The following is a 16297-nucleotide window of genomic DNA, read 5'->3' as shown; positions in this document are numbered from 1 at the left end:
ATCCATGTCCGGCTTCGTGGTCGCACTCACCGGGGGCGTCGCTGCGGGCAAGAGCGCCGTGGAAGACCGCTTCCGCGCCCTCGGTGTCGGTGTGCACGACGCCGACCGCGCGGCACGCGAGGTGATCGAGCCGGAGACCCCCGGCCTGGCCGCCATCGTGGAGGCTTTCGGCAGGGAAGTGCTGGGCCCCGACGGGCGCCTCGACCGTCCATCCATGCGACGTCGCATTTTCGCCGACCGCGATGCCCGCCGCACGCTCGAGGCGATCATCCATCCACGCGTCCGCCAGTGGCTGCGCGACCGCGCCGACGACGATCCGGGGCCCTACTGCATCCTGGCCATCCCCCTGCTGGTGGAGAACCTGGCGCATTACCGCTGGGTCGATCGCGTACTGGTGGTCGACGTGGATCCGCAGGAACAGGTGCGCCGGCTGATCCGGCGCGACGGCGTGGACGAGGGACTGGCCCGGCGCATGCTGGCCAGCCAGGCATCGCGCGAACAGCGACTGGCGATCGCCGACGACGTGATCGACAACGGCGGCCCCGAAGACGCACTGGACGGGCAGGTGCGCGCGCTGCATGCGCGCTATCTCGCGCTGGCCCGCGCCTGAGAAGTCAGCCTGCGAGCAGGGTCCGGAGAATCGCCTGGTCGGCTGGCGCCAGCTGCGCGGGAGTGAGCGCCTCGGGTCGATGCCACTGCAGTCCCTGCCCCTCCAGCGGACCGGGAGTGCCGTCCCAGGCGGTCACGACCCAGGTATCCAGCAGCAGCTGAAACGCCTCGTACCGCCAGGGCAGCACCAGCAGCGGATACGCCTCGCGCACCTCGATGCCCAGTTCCTCGCGCAGCTCGCGCACGAGCCCGGCAAACGGGATCTCGTCCGGCTCGAGCTTGCCGCCGGGAAACTCCCATAGCCCGGCCAGATGCTTGCCGGGCGGACGCTCGGTGACTAGCACCGCACCATCGGGCCGGCGCAGCACGCCGGCCATCACATGCAACGGTCCGGGTGGCGCCATCAGGCGGTGCGGATGTACTCGACCATGTCGAAGTCGTACGCGTGGTCGGCGTCCGCCTTGTGGTGGGTCCGCGAAACCTCGGTCCAGTCGCTGAAATGGACACCCGGGAAAAAGGTGTCGGCGCCATCCACTGCGGCGCTCACCCAGGTCAGGTACAGGCGCTGGGCGACGGGAAGCGCCTCGGCATAGACCTGGCCACCGCCGATCACCATCAGACCCGTGCCGTCGGCACGCGCACGCGCCTCCTCGACCGAGCGCACCGTGACCTGCCCCGGAAACGGCGCTTCGTGGCGCCTGCTGAGCACCAGGTTGGTCCGGCCAGGCAGCGCCTTGCCGATCGCCAGCGCGGTGTTGTAGCCCATCAGCACGTACTTGCCGAGGGTAAGTTCCTTGAACCAGCGCAGGTCGTCCGGCAGGTGCCAGGGCAACTGGCCCTTGCGGCCAATGGCGAAGTTCTCGTCGAGGGCGGCGATCAGCGAAACGGCCATGACAATCCTTGCTGCAAAAGTGGCAACGCAGTGCGCCTTGGGCGCACCGTTAACCAGAGGATTCTACCGCGCAACCGGCGGGCCCGGCACCCTTCACGACCGGAGAAGGGGGTACGCAGGCGGCCGCACGGCGATCGATCAGACGGCCACGGGGGCCTTGATCGCAGGATGCGACTGGTAGCCCTCGATGGTCACGTCCTCGTAGCGGAAATCGAAGATCGAGCGTATCCCGGGATTGAGCCGCAGCGTCGGCAACGGCAGCGGCTCGCGCGTGAGCTGCAGTCGCGCCTGCTCCATGTGGTTGTTGTACAGGTGCGCGTCGCCCAGGGTGTGCACGAAATCGCCCACCTCGAGGTCGCAGACCTGCGCCACCATATGGGTCAGCAGCGCATAGCTGGCGATGTTGAATGGTACGCCGAGGAAGATGTCGCCCGAGCGCTGGTACAGCTGGCAGCTCAGCCGCCCGTCCGCCACGTAGAACTGGAACATCGTGTGGCAGGGCATCAACGCCATTTTCGGCAGCTCGCCCACGTTCCATGCGCTGACGATCAGCCGGCGCGAATCGGGATTGCGGCGGATCTCGTCCACCACCCAGCGGATCTGGTCCACCGCACCACCGTCGACCGTGGGCCAGCTGCGCCACTGCGCGCCGTAGACCGGGCCGAGGTCGCCATGGGCATCGGCCCACTCGTCCCAGATGCTGACGCCGTTCTCCTTGAGGTAGGCGATGTTGGTGTCGCCGCGCAGGAACCAGATCAGCTCGTGGATGATCGAGCGCAGGTGCAGCTTCTTGGTGGTGACCAGCGGGAAGCCCCGTGCCAGGTCGAAGCGCATCTGCCAGCCGAACACGCTGCGCGTGCCGGTACCGGTGCGGTCGGATTTTTCGGTGCCGTGTTCCAGCACGTGGGCAAGCAGGTCGAGATAGGCGCGCATCCCGCCAAGATTACCAGCCGCCGCCCGTCGACCGGGAGGCATGACAAGGGTCACTCCCCGGCACCGGCGCACGCGCCTAGACTCGGACTTTTCCCAGGGAGGCAACGCAGATGGCCCAGTGGTACTTCAGCTACGGCAAGGGCGCCGAACGGATCGGCCCGCTCGACGACGCGGCGGCCCGCGAGCAGGCGCGGCGCCAGCCCGACGGCTACTGCTGGCGGGAGGGGTTCACCGAGTGGAAGCCGATCCGCGCGGTCGGCGAGCTGGCCTCCGGCCTGGGAACGACGACGATGCCGCCACCGGCGCCGCCGCTGCGGGGAGCCGGCGCCGACGAGATCGATTACCGCATCGTCGGCACCGACATGCAGTTCGTCGAGATCGAACTGGATCCGGGCGAGAGCGCCGTGGCCGAGGCCGGGGCCCTGATGTACAAGGAGGCCGCGATCCAGATGGATACGGTCTTCGGCGACGGCTCGGCCGTCAGCCAGGGCGGCGGCCTGATGGACAAGCTGCTGTCGGCCGGCAAGCGCGTGATCACCGGCGAAAGCCTGTTCACCACCGTATTCACCCACGCCGGCAGCGGCAAGGCCAAGGTGGCCTTCGCCGCGCCCTACCCCGGCACGGTGATGGCGATGAAGCTGTCCGAGCACGGCGGCCGGCTGATCTGCCAGAAGGATTCGTTCCTCGCCGGCGCGCGCGGCGTGCAGCTGGGCATCTTCTTCCAACGCAAGATCCTCACTGGCCTGTTCGGCGGCGAGGGCTTCATCATGCAGAAGCTCGAAGGCGACGGCTGGGTATTCGTGCATGCCGGCGGCACCGTGGTGCAGCGCGAACTCAAGGCCGGCGAGCGGCTGGACGTGGACACCGGCTGCGTGGTCGCCTTCCACGACACCGTGAGCATGGACGTCAAACCCGTCGGCGGCATCAAGAGCATGTTCTTCGGCGGCGAAGGCATGTTTCTGGCCACGCTGACCGGGCCCGGCACGGTGTGGCTGCAGTCGCTGCCGTTCTCGCGGATGGCGGGGCGCATGCTCGCAGCGGCGCCGCAGGGCGGCGGGCAGCGGCGCGGCGAGGGCTCGATCCTCGGCGGGCTGGGCGACATCCTCGGCGGCGACAGCAACTTCTAGCCGAACAGCGCCCCCCCTCGGGAAGGGTGGCAATCACGAACATCCACCAACGCAAGCAATAGCGTCGCGACTGAAGTCGCTCCCACGAGACCTCGGTCCGGCCGCACCTGTGGGAGGGGCTTCAGCCCCGACGTCGCGACTGAAGTCGCTCCCACGAGACCTCGGTCCGGCCGCACCTGTGGGAGGGGCTTCAGCCCCGACGTCCCGACTGAAGTCGCTCCCACAAGACCTCGGCCCGGCCGCACCTGTGGGAGGGGCTTCAGCCCCGACGTCGTGACTGAAGTCGCTCCCCACAAGACCTCGGCCCCGCCGCGCCCGTGGGAGGGGCTTCAGCCCCGACGTCCCATCGTCTCAAGCCAATGCGTCGTGGCGTTCTGTCATGCGGCGAGCGGTAGCACCGGCGCACGCCGCGACATCGCGAGCAGCACCAGTCCCACCACGATGAGCGGGATCGACTGCACCTGGCCCATGGTCAGCCAGCCCCAGGCCAGGTAGCCCAGCTGCGGATCCGGCACGCGCACGAATTCCACCGCGAAGCGGAAGCAGCCGTACAGCAGCGCGAACAGGCCGGAAACGAGATAGCGCGGCCTCGGCTTGAGCGACACCAGCCACAGCACGGCGAACATCACCACGCCCTCCAGCGCCAGTTCGTACAGCTGCGACGGATGCCGCGGCAGACCGCCGAACTGTTGCAGGCGCTCGGTCAGCGTGGGGTTGCCGGCGGCCAGCTGCAGGTCCTCGTCGCGCGAACCGGGGAAGATCATCGCCCACGGCACGTCGCCGGGCTTGCCCCACAACTCGCCGTTGATGAAATTGCCCAGCCGCCCCAGGCCCAGGCCCAGCGGCACCATCGGTGCCACGAAATCGATCGTGTCGAAGGGGTGCAGGCGGTGCCGGCGCGACCACCACCAGCCGGTCAGCACCACGCCGAGCAGGCCGCCGTGAAAGCTCATGCCCCCGTCCCAGACCTTGAAAAGGGCCAGCGGGTCGCGCCAGATCCAGCCGATGCCACCGGCGTAGTAGAACAGCATGTACCAGACCCGGCCGCCGACGATCACGCCCATCATGGCGTAGAACATCAGGTCGCCCAGCGCGTCCCGGGTCACCGGCAGCCGGCCCCGGCGGCGGCGGTACTCGGCCAGCGTCGCGACCAGCAGAAAGCCGAACAGGTACATCAGTCCGTACCAATGCACCTGCAGCGGCCCGAGCCGGAAGGCCACGGGATCGAACTGGACGACAAAAGGCTGGGTCATGGTGGCCGTCGGCAAAAGCGCAAGTCTAGCCGCCGGCCCGCCGTTCCGGAAAACCGACGGGGCGTCGCGACGGATGGATATACTGCCCATTCAGGGAAACAGGGGACCCGGTCGAGCCACCGGGACGCCGGGCGCGAGGCTCCTCCGCGCCCGGTTGCGCATGGAGGAGCATTCAGGGGGATACACATGCAGAAGCATCCTGGGATGGCGCTGCTGGGGGCGGTGCTGGTTTGCGTGACGGTAACCGCCCGTTCCGCGGATCTGATTCCGGTCGACTCCTTCGCCAGGCATCCCGCGATATCGACGCCGCGCCTGTCCCCCGATGGCCAGTACCTCGCGGTACGCATGGACGGCGACGACGGCGCGCATGCGCTGGTGGTGTTCAAGGTCGCCGACATGAGCCATCCGGTGAGCATGCTGCGCATGCCCAAGTACGAGGTACCGGCGAATTTCGTCTGGGTGAGCCCGACCCGGCTGATCATCGAGAAGGGGCGCGAATACGGTTCGATCGACAAGCCTGCGCTGACCGGGGAGATCCTCGCCACCGACTTCGATGGCAAGAACCAGGACTACCTGTTCGGCATCGATGCGGTGAAATACGGACGGCGCGCCGCCACCCGCGGCACCGACCGCGGCTGGGGCTTCTTCGACGGCAAGCCGGACCAGGCGAACGGCCACTTCTACATGGCCGCCGAGGGCTGGGACAGCAATCATCAGAGCTCGCTGTACGACGTGGATGCCGAGCACAACACGCGACACCTGATCGGTGACATCGGCGTGTCGGGCATGAGCTTCATGGTCGGCAAGGATGGCCAGGCTCATTATGCCTTCGGCACCAACACCCACTTCGACTACGTCGTCTACCACCGGGTGGGCTCGAGCTGGTCACCGATGACGCCATCGCAAGTTGGCGTCCGGTTCCACCCGCTGGAAAGCACGCCCGACGGACAGCACGTGTATGCGACCTACAGCGCCGACGGCGGCCCCAGTTCGCTCGTATCGATGGCCGAGGACGGCAGCGGCCGCCAGATGATCGCCCCTGCGGGCTTCGGCAGTGTGGGAACCATCGAGTGGACCGCCAAGCCGGAACAGCCTTTCGCCTCGACGCTGGATACCGGCGTACCGGCCGCCCGCTACGTCGACCCGAACGCGCCAATGGCCAAGCTGCACCGCGCGCTGAGCCTGAAATTCCCCGGAAGCTACGTGCACTTCGTGAACTTCAGCGACGACGGCAGCGAACTGCTGTTCGGCGTGATCAGTGACCGCACGCCAGGCACCTACTTCCTGATCAACACCCACACCTACAAGGTGCAGAAGCTGTTCGACGCGGAGCCGTGGATCAATCCGGCGCAGATGGCCGAACGGCGGCCGATGACCTTCGTCGCCCGCGACGGAACACCGATCGAGGCGATCCTTACGCTGCCCAGGGGGGGCGGCGAGAAGAACCTGCCGATGGTGCTGATGCCGCATGGCGGCCCGATCGGCATCCAGGACGACTGGTTCTACGACGGCGACGCGCAGTTCCTCGCCAACCGCGGCTACCTGGTGCTGCAGATCAATTTCCGCGGTTCGGGCGGACGCGGCGTGGACTTCCAGCAGGCCGGCTACCGGCAGTGGGGCGGCACCATCCAGAACGACCTGATCGATGGCGTGAAGTGGGCGATCGCGCAGAAGTACGCCGATCCGAACCGCATCTGCATCTTCGGCGCGAGTTTCGGCGGCTACTCGGCCCTGATGGCGCCGATCCGCGCGCCCGGCATGTTCAAGTGCGCCGTGGGTTACGCCGGCGTCTACGACATGGCCCTGCTCTACAAGAAGGGCGATACCCGCCAGAGCGAGGCGGGACGCAATGCCATGCGCGCGATCATGGGGGCCGACGAAAAGGACCTCGACGCCAACTCGCCGGACAAGCTCGCCGACAAGATCGACATCCCCGTGCTGCTGATCCACGGCGAAGACGACCAGCGTGCGCCGTTTGCCCAGTTCAAGGCCATGACCGCCGCGCTCGACGCGGCACACAAGCCTTACCAGACCCTGGTCAAGCCGGGTGAAGGACACGGCTTCTACGACGAGAAGAACAACATCGACCTGCTCAACACACTGCAGGCCTTCCTCGAGAAGCACATCGGCAAGGGCCGCTGAGCCGCACCGCCCGAACAGCAAGAGGCCGCCTCCGGGCGGCCTTTCCTGTTACAGCAACACGGGCCGATCCGGCAGCTCGTCCGGATTGTCGCGGCCATCGCTGGGGAAACACGCCTCGGCCAACGCATGGATCGCGGCGATCCCTTCCAGGCTGCCTTCGCGCCAGCGCCCGGCGGCGAACGCCACACGCATCCCGGCGCAAATGCGCTCCCACGCACCCCGCTCCACCCGTTCGACCAGACCGCGATCAGCAACGATCTCGATCCGGCGCTCGGCCAGCAGCACGTAGATCAGCACGCCGGTATTGAGCTCGGTATCCCACACGCCCAACTGGGAGAACACCTGCTGCGCCCGCTGGCGTGCGGTCACTCCCGCCCAGACTGCCGATGGCGACAGGCGCGACTCCACTGCGAAACGCAGCTCGCCGCGATGGTGACGTTCGCCGTCGTGGATCGCCGTGGCCATCTCGTCGAGCAGCGTGGAAGGGAAGCAGCGCCGCAGCTGGAACCAGGCGCCGAACAGGTTGCGTGACAGTCGCTCGATCCGTCCCATCACCAGCTCCCCGAAGAACCGCCGCCGCCGAAGCTGCCGCCGCCACCGCTGAAGCCGCCGCCACTGAAGCCACCGCCGCTGCCGCCACCGAATCCGCCCCCTCCAAACCCGCCGCCGCCCCAGCCGCCGCCGCCGAATCCGCCCCAGCCGCCCCAGCCACCGCCACCGATGGAACGCCCGCCACCGCCAGGCATCAGCATCACGATGCCGCCGATGACGGCACCAAGCACTCCCACACCCACCGTCGCGGCGAGCAGCCACAGCAGGCCGCCGGTCAGCGCCGCGCCCAGCGGCGTGCGCACGATCACGTGGGCCCGGCCGAACAGGCGGCGCAGGAACAACGCCACGAACAGGCCGATCAGCATCGCGTGCCCGATATCCAGACCGCCCCGCGATCGGCTCGACTCCTTGGGCGCCGGCAGCGGCTCGCCGTCGATCAGCTTGGTCAGCGCGTCGACGCCGGCATCCAGCCCGCCGTAGAAATCGCCCTGCTTGAAGCGCGATTCGATGTACTCACGGCGGATCCTCGCGGTGGCCGCGTCCGGCACCGCACCCTCCAGGCCGTAACCGACCTCGATGCGGTCCTTGCGGTCGTTCTTGGCGACCAGCAGCAGGATGCCGTCGTCGGTGCCCTTGCGGCCGATCCTGTTGGCCTCGGCCACCGCCAGCGAGTAGCTCTCGATGTCCTGGCCGTCCAGCGAGGGCACCATCAGCACCACCAGCTGGGCGCCCTTTCGCTGCTCCAGCGCCACCAGCTTGGCGTCCAGCGCGTCGACCTGCTGCGGCGTGAGCGTGCCGGTGAGATCGGTGACGTGGCGAGTGAGGTGCGGCACGTCCGCTGCACGCAGCGGCGTGGCGCACGCCAGCGCGAGCAGCAGGAGCAGGTGCGTCAGGCGACGCATCGGATCAATGCGCCGAGGCGGGTGCGGCCGGCGCGGCGGAGCCGAAGTCGACCTTCGGTGCGGTGGAGATGGCCTGCTCGTTCTCCACGCTGAAGTTTGGCTTGACCTGGTAGCCGAACATCTTCGCGGTCAGATTGTTCGGGAAGCTGCGGATCAGCGTGTTGTAAGACTGCACCGCCTGCACGTAGCGGTTGCGCGCCACGGTGACGCGGTTCTCGGTGCCCTCCAGCTGGGCCTGCAGGTTCTGGAACAACCCGTCGGCCTTGAGCTGCGGGTAGTTCTCGCTGACCACCATCAGTCGCGACAGCGCGCTGGAGAGCTCGCCCTGCGCGGCCTGGAACTGCTTGAGCTTGGCGGCATCGTTGATGGTGTCGGCGTCCACCTTGATCGAGCCGACCTTGGCGCGCGCCTCGGTCACCTCGACGAATACCTTCTCCTCGTGCTGGGCGTAGCCCTTCACGGTGGCGACCAGGTTGGGCACCAGGTCGGCGCGCCGCTGGTACTGGTTGATGACCTCGGACCACGACGCCTTCACTGCCTCGTCCTGGCGCTGGATGGCGTTGTAGCCGCAGCCGGACAGCCCGGCCACCAGGAGCAGGATCAGGCAGGTTCGCAGCAGTTTCATGGCTTCACTCCCGTGAATGGAGACGGCGGGGCAATCCCCGATCCCCTCCAGCATACGACGCCCGCGCGGGCGCCGCCCGCTCAGAACCAGCGCGGCCCCAGGATCAGCCCCCAGCAGAGCACGGTGAGCAGCAGCAGCAGGAACACCGCCGCCGAACCCATGTCCTTGGCGCGCCCGGCCAGCTCGTGGAAGTCGGGGCTGACCTTGTCCACCACCGCCTCGATCGCCGAATTGAGCAGCTCGGCCGAGAGCACCAGCACCGCCGGCAGCACCAGCGCGATCTTCTCCAGCGGCCCTTGCCCCAGCCACAGGCCCAGCGGCACCAGCACCACCGCCAGCATCGCCTCGAGCCGGAACGAGGCCTCGTGCCGCCAGCCCGCCTGCAGCCCCTTCATCGACCAGCGGAACGCGTTCCAGAGCTGGCGCGGGTTGCCGCGAAATCCACTGCCGGGCATCGATTGGGTACTCCAGGACGGACGCGGGACTCCCGCCGGCGGGGCGGGCATTTGGGTGGGCCGCATCATGCCACACGTTCCTGCGGACGCCCTTTGCCCTTTTGCTGTGCAACCACAAGGCGGGACCGAATCGGGTACCCTTCCGAGGTTGTGCCCCGTCCGGGGCCACGCTCGAGAGGTGCTGCCGCGTGCGGTGCCAAGGCATGAACCCGCACGGAAAAGGTATGGCCATCCAGAATCCGCCCGTCTCCCAGACCCGCTCCTTCAGCACCGTATTCCTGATCGAAATGTGGGAGCGCTTCGGCTTCTACGGCATGCAGGTGCTGATGGTCACCTACATGATCAAGAAGCTCGGCTTCGTCGACACCCGCTCCAACCTGGTATGGGGTGCGGCCGCGGCGCTGATCTACGTGACGCCGGCGATCGGCGGCTGGGTCGGCGACAAGCTGATCGGCACCCGCCGCACCATGCGCATGGGCGCGATCGTGCTGATGCTGGGCTACGCCCTGCTGTGGATCCCCACTGAAAGCGCCTCGTTCCTGTACTTCTCGCTGGGCGTGATCATCGTCGGCAACGGCATGTTCAAGCCGAACGCCGGCAACCTCGTGCGCAAGATCTACGAGGGCGACGACACCAAGATCGATAGCGCCTTCACCATCTACTACATGGCGGTGAACATCGGCTCGACCATCTCGATGCTGCTGACCCCGTGGATCCGCGACTACGTCGGCCAGCGCTACGGCGACGACTGGGGCTGGCACACCGCCTTCGGCGCCTGCGCCGTCGGCCTGGCGCTGGGCCTGATCAATTACGCCCTGATGAGCCGCACGCTGGCCCACATCGGTTCGCCCGCGGACGACAAGCGCGTGGACCTGAAGAAACTGGCCGGGGTGCTCGGCGCCGGCGTGGTGCTGGTGTTCGTATCGGCCTTCATCCTGCAGAACGAGGCGGTCGCGCGGGTCTGCGTATACGCCGCCGGCGTGGTGATCCTGGGCATCTTCATCCACCTGATCCGCTCCAGCCACCGCGACGAGCGCGCCGGCCTCAGCGCCGCGCTGGTGCTGACGGTGCAGACGATCTTCTTCTTCATCTTCTACCAGCAGATGTCCACGTCGCTGAACCTGTTCGCGCAGAAGAACGTGAACCTCGACTTCAGCCTGTTCGGCTGGCACATCTTCACGTGGATCCCGGAGCAGTTCCAGTCGCTCAACGCGATCTGGATCGTGGCTCTGAGCCCGGTGCTGGTGCTGATCTACAACTCGCTGGGCCGGGTCGGCAAGGACATCTCCGTCGCTGCGAAATTCGCCTGGGGCTTCGGTGCGGTGGCCGCCGGCTTCTTCATCTACGGCGTCGGTGCACGCTGGGCGGTGGATGGCCAGGTGTCCTCCTGGATCATGGTGTGGGGCTACGGCCTGTACTCGCTGGGCGAACTGCTGGTGTCCGGCCTGGGCCTGGCGATGATCGCCCGCTACGTGCCGGCACGCATGGGCGGCTTCATGATGGGCGCGTACTACGTGGCCTCCGGCATCTCGCAGTACCTGGGCAGCGTGGTGGCCAACTACGCGCACATCCCGGAGGGCCTGACCGATCCGGTGAAGTCACTGGACATCTACACCAGCCTGTTCAACAAGCTGGGCCTGGTCGGCGTGGGCTGCACGGTGATCGCGGTCGCCGTGCTGCCGCTGATGAACCGGCTGTCGGCCAGCCATTCCGACGTGGCGACCAATCACGACCCACTCCCCGCTTCGCGCAGCGAAGAGGGCTACGATACGCCCGCCCCGTGAGCCACCAAGGCCCGCCACCCGGCGGGCCTTCTTACTTATGCCCCTGCTCAATCCCGCCTCGCCCCAGCGTTTCGCCCCGTCGGCGCTGACCCGCACCCTGGCCTGGCTGCGCCTGTGCGCGATCACCGGCCAGAGCAGCGCCGTGCTGTTCGCGGCACTGTGGATGCGGATGGAGATCCCGGTCCTGCCGCTGCTGGTGGTGATCGGGCTGTATGCCATCTTCGCCGCCTTCGCCTCGTTCCGGCTGACCATGCCGTGGCGGGTGCGCGAGTGGGAGACGATCGGCCACATCGCCGCCGATACGCTGGTGCTCTCGGCCCTGCTGTACCTGACCGGCGGCGCCACCAACCCGTTCGTCACCCTGCTGCTGATCCCGATCGCCCTCGGCGCCGCTGCGCTCACCATCCCGGCACTGATGACCGTAGCGGCGCTGACCTGCCTGGCCTATGTGTTCCTGCTGCGCCACTACCTGCCGCTGCCGCCGATGATGGAAGGCCGCGCCGGCTTCGAACTGCACGTGCTCGGCATGGCGGTGAACTTCGCGATCACCGCGATGCTGCTGGGCTTCTTCGTCAATCGCCTGGCCACCGCCGTGCGCCTGCAGCAGGACGAGGTGCAGCGGGTGCGCGAACGCGCCCTGCGCGACGAGGGCATCCTGGCGATCGCCACCCAGGCCGCCGGTGCCGCGCACGAGCTCAACACCCCGCTGGCCACCATGCGCATGCTGCTACCCGAGCTGCGCCGCGAACACGCCACCGACCAGCCGCTGGCCGAGGATCTGGAGCTGCTCGAGGAGCAGGTGGAACGTTGCCGCGGGATCCTTCGCGAGATGGTCGCCTTCGGCAAGGCCCAGTTGTCGCAGGAAGAAGAGCAGATGGACGTGGGCACTTTCGTGCACGGCTGCCTCGAGCGCTTCCAACTGCTGCGACCGGAAGCCGAGCTGGAACTGGACATGGCCGACACCGTCGCCAGCGCGGCTCTGAGCAGCCCGCCCGGATTGCGTCATGCGCTGATCAACCTGCTCAACAACGCCGCGGACGCCTCGGCGATGCGCGAATCCAACCGGGTCGAGCTGCGCGTGCGCCGGGATCGCGGCTGGCTGGAGCTGGACGTGAGCGACCACGGGCCCGGCTTCCTGCCCGACGAACCCGGCTATGCGCTCGGCTACAGCGGCAAGCAGGGCGGCCTCGGCATCGGCCTCACCCTCGCCGAGGCCACCGCCGACCGGCTCAGCGGCGAACTCACCGCGGAAAACACCGCGGACGGCGCCCGCGTGCGCATGCGCCTGCCACTGGCCTCGATCGCCCCGGCTCCGGCGCGCCACGAGGGTGCACGCAGGCCCCCGCAACCGTCAAAATAGAGCGATACGCCAACCTGGATACCGTGATGACCGACCTCAACGCCTCCGCCCGCCCCCTGCTGATCGTCGACGACGACCCGACCTTCGGCCGCGTGCTGGCCAGGGCCATGGGCTCGCGGGGCTTCGAGGTGATCAACGCGACCAACGCCGACGAGGCGCGCGCGCTGACCCGGCGCCACCAGCCGCGCTACTGCGTGCTCGACCTCAAGCTCGGCGAGGACAGCGGCCTGCGACTGATCCCCGACCTGCACCGGCTGGTGCCGGACATGCGCATCCTGCTGCTCACCGGCTATGCCTCGATCGCCACCGCGGTGGAGGCGATCAAGCGCGGCGCGCACGACTACCTGGCCAAGCCGGTGGATGCCGATGCGGTAGTGCGGGCACTCACCGAGGGCGATGGCCCGCAGGCCGACGACGACGACGTGGCCGAGACGCCCGAGGCGCCGCTGGCGCTGCGCCGGCTCGAGTGGGAACACATCCACCGCGTGCTGACCGAGTGCGACGGCAACATCTCCGAAACGGCGCGCCGGCTGGGCATGCATCGGCGCACGCTGCAGCGCAAGCTGAGCAAGCACCCGGTGCGCGAGCGGCCGGACCGCGAGGACTGATTCGCGCCGCTCAGCGGCTGCTGGCGGCATCGTCCGGCGCCGGGGCCGGCAACGTCTCGCCGGTACCGTCGTCCTCGTCGCCAAAGATCGCCACGTGCGGCTTGCCGGAGCCGTCGATCCAGCCGCGGAACATGCCGTCGGTGTTGAACGGAATCGCGATATGGCCGCGATCGTCCAGTGCGATTGCCCCCCCGTTGCCGCCCATCGCGGGAATCTCCTGGTTGATCACCTCGGCCGCCGCGCGAGCGATCGGCATGCGCAACTGGGTTACCCGCATGCAGATGGCGTGCGCGGCCACGGTCCGCATGTAGAACTCGCCCCAGCCAGTGCCCGACACCGCACAGCCGGAGTTGGCGTAGGTGCCGGCGCCGATGATTGGCGAATCACCCACGCGCCCGGGCAGCTTGTCGTTCATGCCGCCGGTGGAGGTGCCCGCCGCCAGGTGGCCGTCCACATCGAGCGCCACCGCGCCCACGGTGCCGAAGTGCCTGGCGGTGGCTTCGTCGGCATGCGGCTGGTTGGCCGCATCCTCCTTCAGCGCACGCTGCAGTTGCTGCCAGCGCTCCTCGGTGCGGAACCAGGCATCGCTCTCCATGGCCAGGCCCTGCGATCTGGCAAAGGCCTCGGCCCCGGCGCCGACCAGCATCACGTGCGACGAATGCTCCATCACCGCGCGGGCCGCCAGGATCGGGTTGCGGACATGGTCGATCGCCGCCACCGACCCGGCGCGCAGCGTATAGCCGTCCATGATCGCCGCATCCATCTCCAGCGTGCCGGCGTGCGTGAACACCGAGCCGCGCCCGGCGTTGAACAGCGGATCGTCCTCCAGCACCACCAGCGCGGCGGTCACTCCGTCGATCGCCGGCTTGCCCACCTTGAGCTCGGTGTAGCCCGCCAGCAGCGCCTGCGTCAGCGCGGCGCGGATGGCCTTTTCGCGGGCCGGCGGCATGTCCTTGCGTGGCGCGCCGGCCCCGGCGTGGATCACCAGCACCGGGCCGCTCGCGTGCGCGGACGCCACCAGGCCGAGGGCGGCAAGCAGGCTCCACAGACGGCGACGCGACTTCACGTGCGAATACTCCCCGGCAATGCGGGGAGTATATCGGGGGAGCTGGCCGCCTACTTCGGGTCGAAACGCACCTCATGACCGTTGAACACCGCCCGCTTGCCGTCGATGTCGGCGAGCAGCTGCAGGGCGAACACGGGCGACATCTGGTCGAACTTGAAAGTTACCGGGCTCTCGCTCAACGCATCGGCATTGAGCAGGATGAATCCGTCTTTTTTCGCCAATACCTGTGCCGCCTCGCGCATCGGTCTTGCCTGGGCGTCCCCGTCCATCGGGGCCAAGCTGGGTATCGCGGTCGCGGTGTCTGCGTCGCAGCCGGGGGTTGGGATCAGGTTGAACCAAACCGTGCCGTCTTCCAGAGGCTTCTCGTGTCGCTGACCAAATGCGATCGCGGCTGCTTGGCCCACTTTGGTACGTACGATCGGCTTCCCATCCAAGACGCGGACATGTCCACTACCCTCGTCCAACCGGGTATGCAGGTCACCCGCGATCTGGATCTGGTCATTGGCGGCAGGAGTCAGCGTGAAAGTACCGTGCCAGGAGAAGCCGGGACCGTCGTTACCGCTCAGATCAAAGGGCTTGCCCTTGGCCAGGCACTGGGTGAAGTGCATCGAGGGTGCGTGCCCGCGGGTGGCGATGTCGATCTTCAAGGTGAAGTGGTCGGCATTGATCGCCGCCCGATGTTTCGAGGCCGCTCCGGGCTGAGCGGCGTAGACGCTCAACGAACCGGCAAGCACCGTCGCACCGAGTACCACGCGGGCCAGGAAGCGGCGAGTGCGGGTAGGAACAGGCTGCTTGAGCATGGAAACTCTCTCCGTGAGTGGATGATGGGACGACCACGAGCACCCCACCGGCAGCATCAGCGGCGAGGTCTGGGTTTTCAGCATGGCGTTGGCGTATTCGCGACGCGGGGCGCCGTGTTCGCGCAGCACCGCCGCGTCGCAGGCCAGCTCCTGGTCCTGGCGCAGGCAGGCCAGCGCATACCAGGCCAGCGGATGGAACCAGAACAGTGCCGCCAATCCCTCCGCAAGCAGGCGCCAGAGACCATCGCGGCGCCGGGCGTGCACCTGCTCGTGGGCAAGGATCAGCACCTGTTCGGCAGGGGTGTAGCGGGTATGGAAATCGGCGGGCAGCACGATGCGCACCCCCAGGGCGCCGACCACGGCAGGTCCGAGATCGCTGTCGACGGCCTGCCATACCGGACGGCACGCACCGGTGATATCGACTGCGCGGGCGCCGGCGAGCCGCCGCAGGTAGCGGCGCTGGACGATGCCCACGCAGGCAAGCACGGCCAGCACACCGAGCAGCCATGCCGCCATCGCCAGCGTGTGCCACGGAACTATCCACCCGGCCGGTGCCGGAGACGCTACCCAGGTGCCGCCGCCAGCGATGCGCACCACCACCGGCGGCAGCGCCTCGACCGGCACGGCCGCATGCGGTGCCAGCGCGGCGAACAAAGCCAGCGGCACCAGCAGCCACAGCAGCGGGCCGGCCTCGGCACCGACGATCCGCCGCAGCGGCCGCCGCAGGGCGAGCACAGGCACCGTGGCGAGCGTGAAGATCCAGGTCAGCCGCGCCGCGTGGGTCATCCAGGCAGAGGCCAGCAGCTCAAGACTGTTCATCGTCGAGCTCCTCCAGCAACTGGCGCAGTTCGGCGATGTCCTTCTTCGACAGCTTGCGCTGCTCGGAGAAGTGCGCCACCAGCGGGGCGACGCGCCCTTCGAACAAACGATCGAGCAGACTCTTGCTGGCCTGATGCACGTATTTCTCGCGGGCCAGCAGCGGCGAATACAGATAGCGTCGGCCATCGCGCTCGGCCTTTACCGCCTTCTTCTTCAGCAGGCGATTGAGCAGCGACTTCACCGTGCCCTCCTGCCACTGTTGGGCGTGGCCGACCTCGGCCAGGATCTCCTCGGCGCTGCGCGGCGCACTGCGCCACAGCACCTCCATCACCACCGCTTCGGCTTCGCTGATCACCACGCACTCCGTTTA

At 68.0% G+C, this 16297-nt stretch carries 17 protein-coding genes; 6 read left to right on the top strand and 11 right to left on the bottom strand.

Annotation, left to right across the window (positions count from 1 at the left end; all coding sequences use genetic code 11):
- Positions 1-4: 4 nt before the first annotated feature.
- On the top strand, positions 5-610 hold the full coding sequence (gene coaE, locus NC595_RS08340; RefSeq protein ID WP_253565908.1) for a dephospho-CoA kinase: 606 nt from the start codon (positions 5-7) through the stop codon (positions 608-610).
- Between the two features lie 4 nt (positions 611-614).
- Here coaE and NC595_RS08335 read toward each other — a convergent pair whose 3' ends face one another.
- The 3 genes from NC595_RS08335 to NC595_RS08325 form a co-directional block, all read right to left on the bottom strand.
- Positions 615-1013, bottom strand: coding sequence for an NUDIX domain-containing protein (locus NC595_RS08335; RefSeq protein WP_253565907.1), 399 nt, complete (start codon positions 1011-1013; stop codon positions 615-617).
- Positions 1013-1501, bottom strand: a complete 489-nt coding sequence (locus NC595_RS08330) for a dihydrofolate reductase (RefSeq protein WP_253565906.1) — start codon at positions 1499-1501, stop codon at positions 1013-1015. The genes NC595_RS08335 and NC595_RS08330 overlap by 1 nt, the downstream gene beginning before the upstream one ends.
- A gap of 138 nt (positions 1502-1639) precedes the next feature.
- On the bottom strand, positions 1640-2434 hold the full coding sequence (locus NC595_RS08325) for a thymidylate synthase (RefSeq protein WP_253565905.1): 795 nt from the start codon (positions 2432-2434) through the stop codon (positions 1640-1642).
- Between the two features lie 110 nt (positions 2435-2544).
- Between NC595_RS08325 and NC595_RS08320 the strand changes: the two genes are divergently transcribed.
- Positions 2545-3561, top strand: coding sequence for a TIGR00266 family protein (locus NC595_RS08320; protein WP_253565904.1), 1017 nt, complete (start codon positions 2545-2547; stop codon positions 3559-3561).
- 377 nt (positions 3562-3938) lie between these two features.
- On the opposite strand, the gene lgt is transcribed toward NC595_RS08320, so the two are convergent.
- Positions 3939-4814, bottom strand: coding sequence for a prolipoprotein diacylglyceryl transferase (lgt, locus tag NC595_RS08315; RefSeq protein WP_253565903.1), 876 nt, complete (start codon positions 4812-4814; stop codon positions 3939-3941).
- Between the two features lie 186 nt (positions 4815-5000).
- Here lgt and NC595_RS08310 point away from each other — a divergent pair, with 186 nt between their 5' ends.
- Entirely contained in the window at positions 5001-6956 is a 1956-nt protein-coding gene (locus tag NC595_RS08310) for an alpha/beta hydrolase family protein (protein WP_253565902.1), read from the top strand.
- 48 nt (positions 6957-7004) lie between these two features.
- Here NC595_RS08310 and NC595_RS08305 read toward each other — a convergent pair whose 3' ends face one another.
- The 4 genes from NC595_RS08305 to NC595_RS08290 all read right to left on the bottom strand — a co-directional run bounded on the left by NC595_RS08305 (position 7005) and on the right by NC595_RS08290 (position 9490).
- Complete coding sequence (locus tag NC595_RS08305) at positions 7005-7508, bottom strand: TPM domain-containing protein (protein WP_253565901.1); 504 nt, start codon at positions 7506-7508, stop codon at positions 7005-7007.
- Positions 7508-8410 (bottom strand): TPM domain-containing protein, encoded by a 903-nt coding sequence (locus NC595_RS08300; RefSeq protein WP_253565900.1) that lies wholly within the window; start codon positions 8408-8410, stop codon positions 7508-7510. The genes NC595_RS08305 and NC595_RS08300 overlap by 1 nt, the downstream gene beginning before the upstream one ends.
- A gap of 4 nt (positions 8411-8414) precedes the next feature.
- Positions 8415-9035, bottom strand: a complete 621-nt coding sequence (locus NC595_RS08295) for a LemA family protein (RefSeq protein ID WP_253565899.1) — start codon at positions 9033-9035, stop codon at positions 8415-8417.
- Between the two features lie 80 nt (positions 9036-9115).
- Positions 9116-9490 carry a diacylglycerol kinase gene (locus tag NC595_RS08290; RefSeq protein WP_253565898.1) on the bottom strand — a complete coding sequence of 125 codons (375 nt, stop codon included), beginning with the start codon at positions 9488-9490 and terminating at the stop codon, positions 9116-9118.
- 224 nt (positions 9491-9714) lie between these two features.
- On the opposite strand from NC595_RS08290, the gene NC595_RS08285 reads away from it, so the two are divergent.
- The 3 genes from NC595_RS08285 to NC595_RS08275 are packed head-to-tail and all read left to right on the top strand — an operon-like array spanning position 9715 to position 13242.
- Positions 9715-11274 (top strand): peptide MFS transporter, encoded by a 1560-nt coding sequence (locus NC595_RS08285; protein WP_253565897.1) that lies wholly within the window; start codon positions 9715-9717, stop codon positions 11272-11274.
- Positions 11275-11311: 37 nt separating this feature from the next.
- Positions 11312-12634: an ATP-binding protein gene (locus NC595_RS08280; protein ID WP_253565896.1), complete on the top strand. Its 1323-nt coding sequence runs from the start codon at positions 11312-11314 to the stop codon at positions 12632-12634.
- 26 nt (positions 12635-12660) lie between these two features.
- Positions 12661-13242, top strand: a complete 582-nt coding sequence (locus tag NC595_RS08275) for a response regulator transcription factor (RefSeq protein WP_253565895.1) — start codon at positions 12661-12663, stop codon at positions 13240-13242.
- 10 nt (positions 13243-13252) lie between these two features.
- On the opposite strand, the gene NC595_RS08270 is transcribed toward NC595_RS08275, so the two are convergent.
- The 3 genes from NC595_RS08270 to NC595_RS08260 are packed head-to-tail and all read right to left on the bottom strand — an operon-like array spanning position 13253 to position 16285.
- A complete protein-coding gene (locus NC595_RS08270) occupies positions 13253-14308 on the bottom strand; it encodes an isoaspartyl peptidase/L-asparaginase family protein (RefSeq protein ID WP_253565894.1) in 1056 nt (351 codons plus the stop codon).
- A 50-nt stretch (positions 14309-14358) separates the two neighbouring features.
- Positions 14359-15927 carry a M56 family metallopeptidase gene (locus NC595_RS08265; RefSeq protein ID WP_253565893.1) on the bottom strand — a complete coding sequence of 523 codons (1569 nt, stop codon included), beginning with the start codon at positions 15925-15927 and terminating at the stop codon, positions 14359-14361.
- Positions 15914-16285: a BlaI/MecI/CopY family transcriptional regulator gene (locus NC595_RS08260; protein WP_253565892.1), complete on the bottom strand. Its 372-nt coding sequence runs from the start codon at positions 16283-16285 to the stop codon at positions 15914-15916. The genes NC595_RS08265 and NC595_RS08260 overlap by 14 nt, the downstream gene beginning before the upstream one ends.
- Positions 16286-16297: the final 12 nt, after the last annotated feature.

The sequence above is a fragment of the Dyella lutea genome (genome assembly GCF_024158035.1).
Lineage (GTDB): Bacteria > Pseudomonadota > Gammaproteobacteria > Xanthomonadales > Rhodanobacteraceae > Dyella_A > Dyella_A lutea.
Note: the sequence above shows the minus strand (reverse complement) of the source record. Positions and strands in the feature narration are given on the sequence as shown.

What these genes read in the sequence shown, in the direction of transcription:
- NC595_RS08320 (WP_253565904.1), top strand. Translation starts at nt 2,545, where the DNA reads ATGGCCCAGTGGTACTTCAGCTACGGCAAGGGCGCCGAACGGATCGGC.
- NC595_RS08295 (WP_253565899.1), bottom strand. Translation starts at nt 9,035, where the DNA reads ATGAAACTGCTGCGAACCTGCCTGATCCTGCTCCTGGTGGCCGGGCTG.
- NC595_RS08325 (WP_253565905.1), bottom strand. Translation starts at nt 2,434, where the DNA reads ATGCGCGCCTATCTCGACCTGCTTGCCCACGTGCTGGAACACGGCACC.
- lgt (WP_253565903.1), bottom strand. Translation starts at nt 4,814, where the DNA reads ATGACCCAGCCTTTTGTCGTCCAGTTCGATCCCGTGGCCTTCCGGCTC.
- coaE (WP_253565908.1), top strand. Translation starts at nt 5, where the DNA reads ATGTCCGGCTTCGTGGTCGCACTCACCGGGGGCGTCGCTGCGGGCAAG.
- NC595_RS08305 (WP_253565901.1), bottom strand. Translation starts at nt 7,508, where the DNA reads ATGGGACGGATCGAGCGACTGTCACGCAACCTGTTCGGCGCCTGGTTC.
- NC595_RS08330 (WP_253565906.1), bottom strand. Translation starts at nt 1,501, where the DNA reads ATGGCCGTTTCGCTGATCGCCGCCCTCGACGAGAACTTCGCCATTGGC.
- NC595_RS08285 (WP_253565897.1), top strand. Translation starts at nt 9,715, where the DNA reads ATGGCCATCCAGAATCCGCCCGTCTCCCAGACCCGCTCCTTCAGCACC.
- NC595_RS08290 (WP_253565898.1), bottom strand. Translation starts at nt 9,490, where the DNA reads ATGCCCGGCAGTGGATTTCGCGGCAACCCGCGCCAGCTCTGGAACGCG.
- NC595_RS08275 (WP_253565895.1), top strand. Translation starts at nt 12,661, where the DNA reads ATGACCGACCTCAACGCCTCCGCCCGCCCCCTGCTGATCGTCGACGAC.
- NC595_RS08335 (WP_253565907.1), bottom strand. Translation starts at nt 1,013, where the DNA reads ATGGCGCCACCCGGACCGTTGCATGTGATGGCCGGCGTGCTGCGCCGG.
- NC595_RS08310 (WP_253565902.1), top strand. Translation starts at nt 5,001, where the DNA reads ATGCAGAAGCATCCTGGGATGGCGCTGCTGGGGGCGGTGCTGGTTTGC.
- NC595_RS08300 (WP_253565900.1), bottom strand. Translation starts at nt 8,410, where the DNA reads ATGCGTCGCCTGACGCACCTGCTCCTGCTGCTCGCGCTGGCGTGCGCC.
- NC595_RS08280 (WP_253565896.1), top strand. Translation starts at nt 11,312, where the DNA reads ATGCCCCTGCTCAATCCCGCCTCGCCCCAGCGTTTCGCCCCGTCGGCG.
- NC595_RS08265 (WP_253565893.1), bottom strand. Translation starts at nt 15,927, where the DNA reads ATGAACAGTCTTGAGCTGCTGGCCTCTGCCTGGATGACCCACGCGGCG.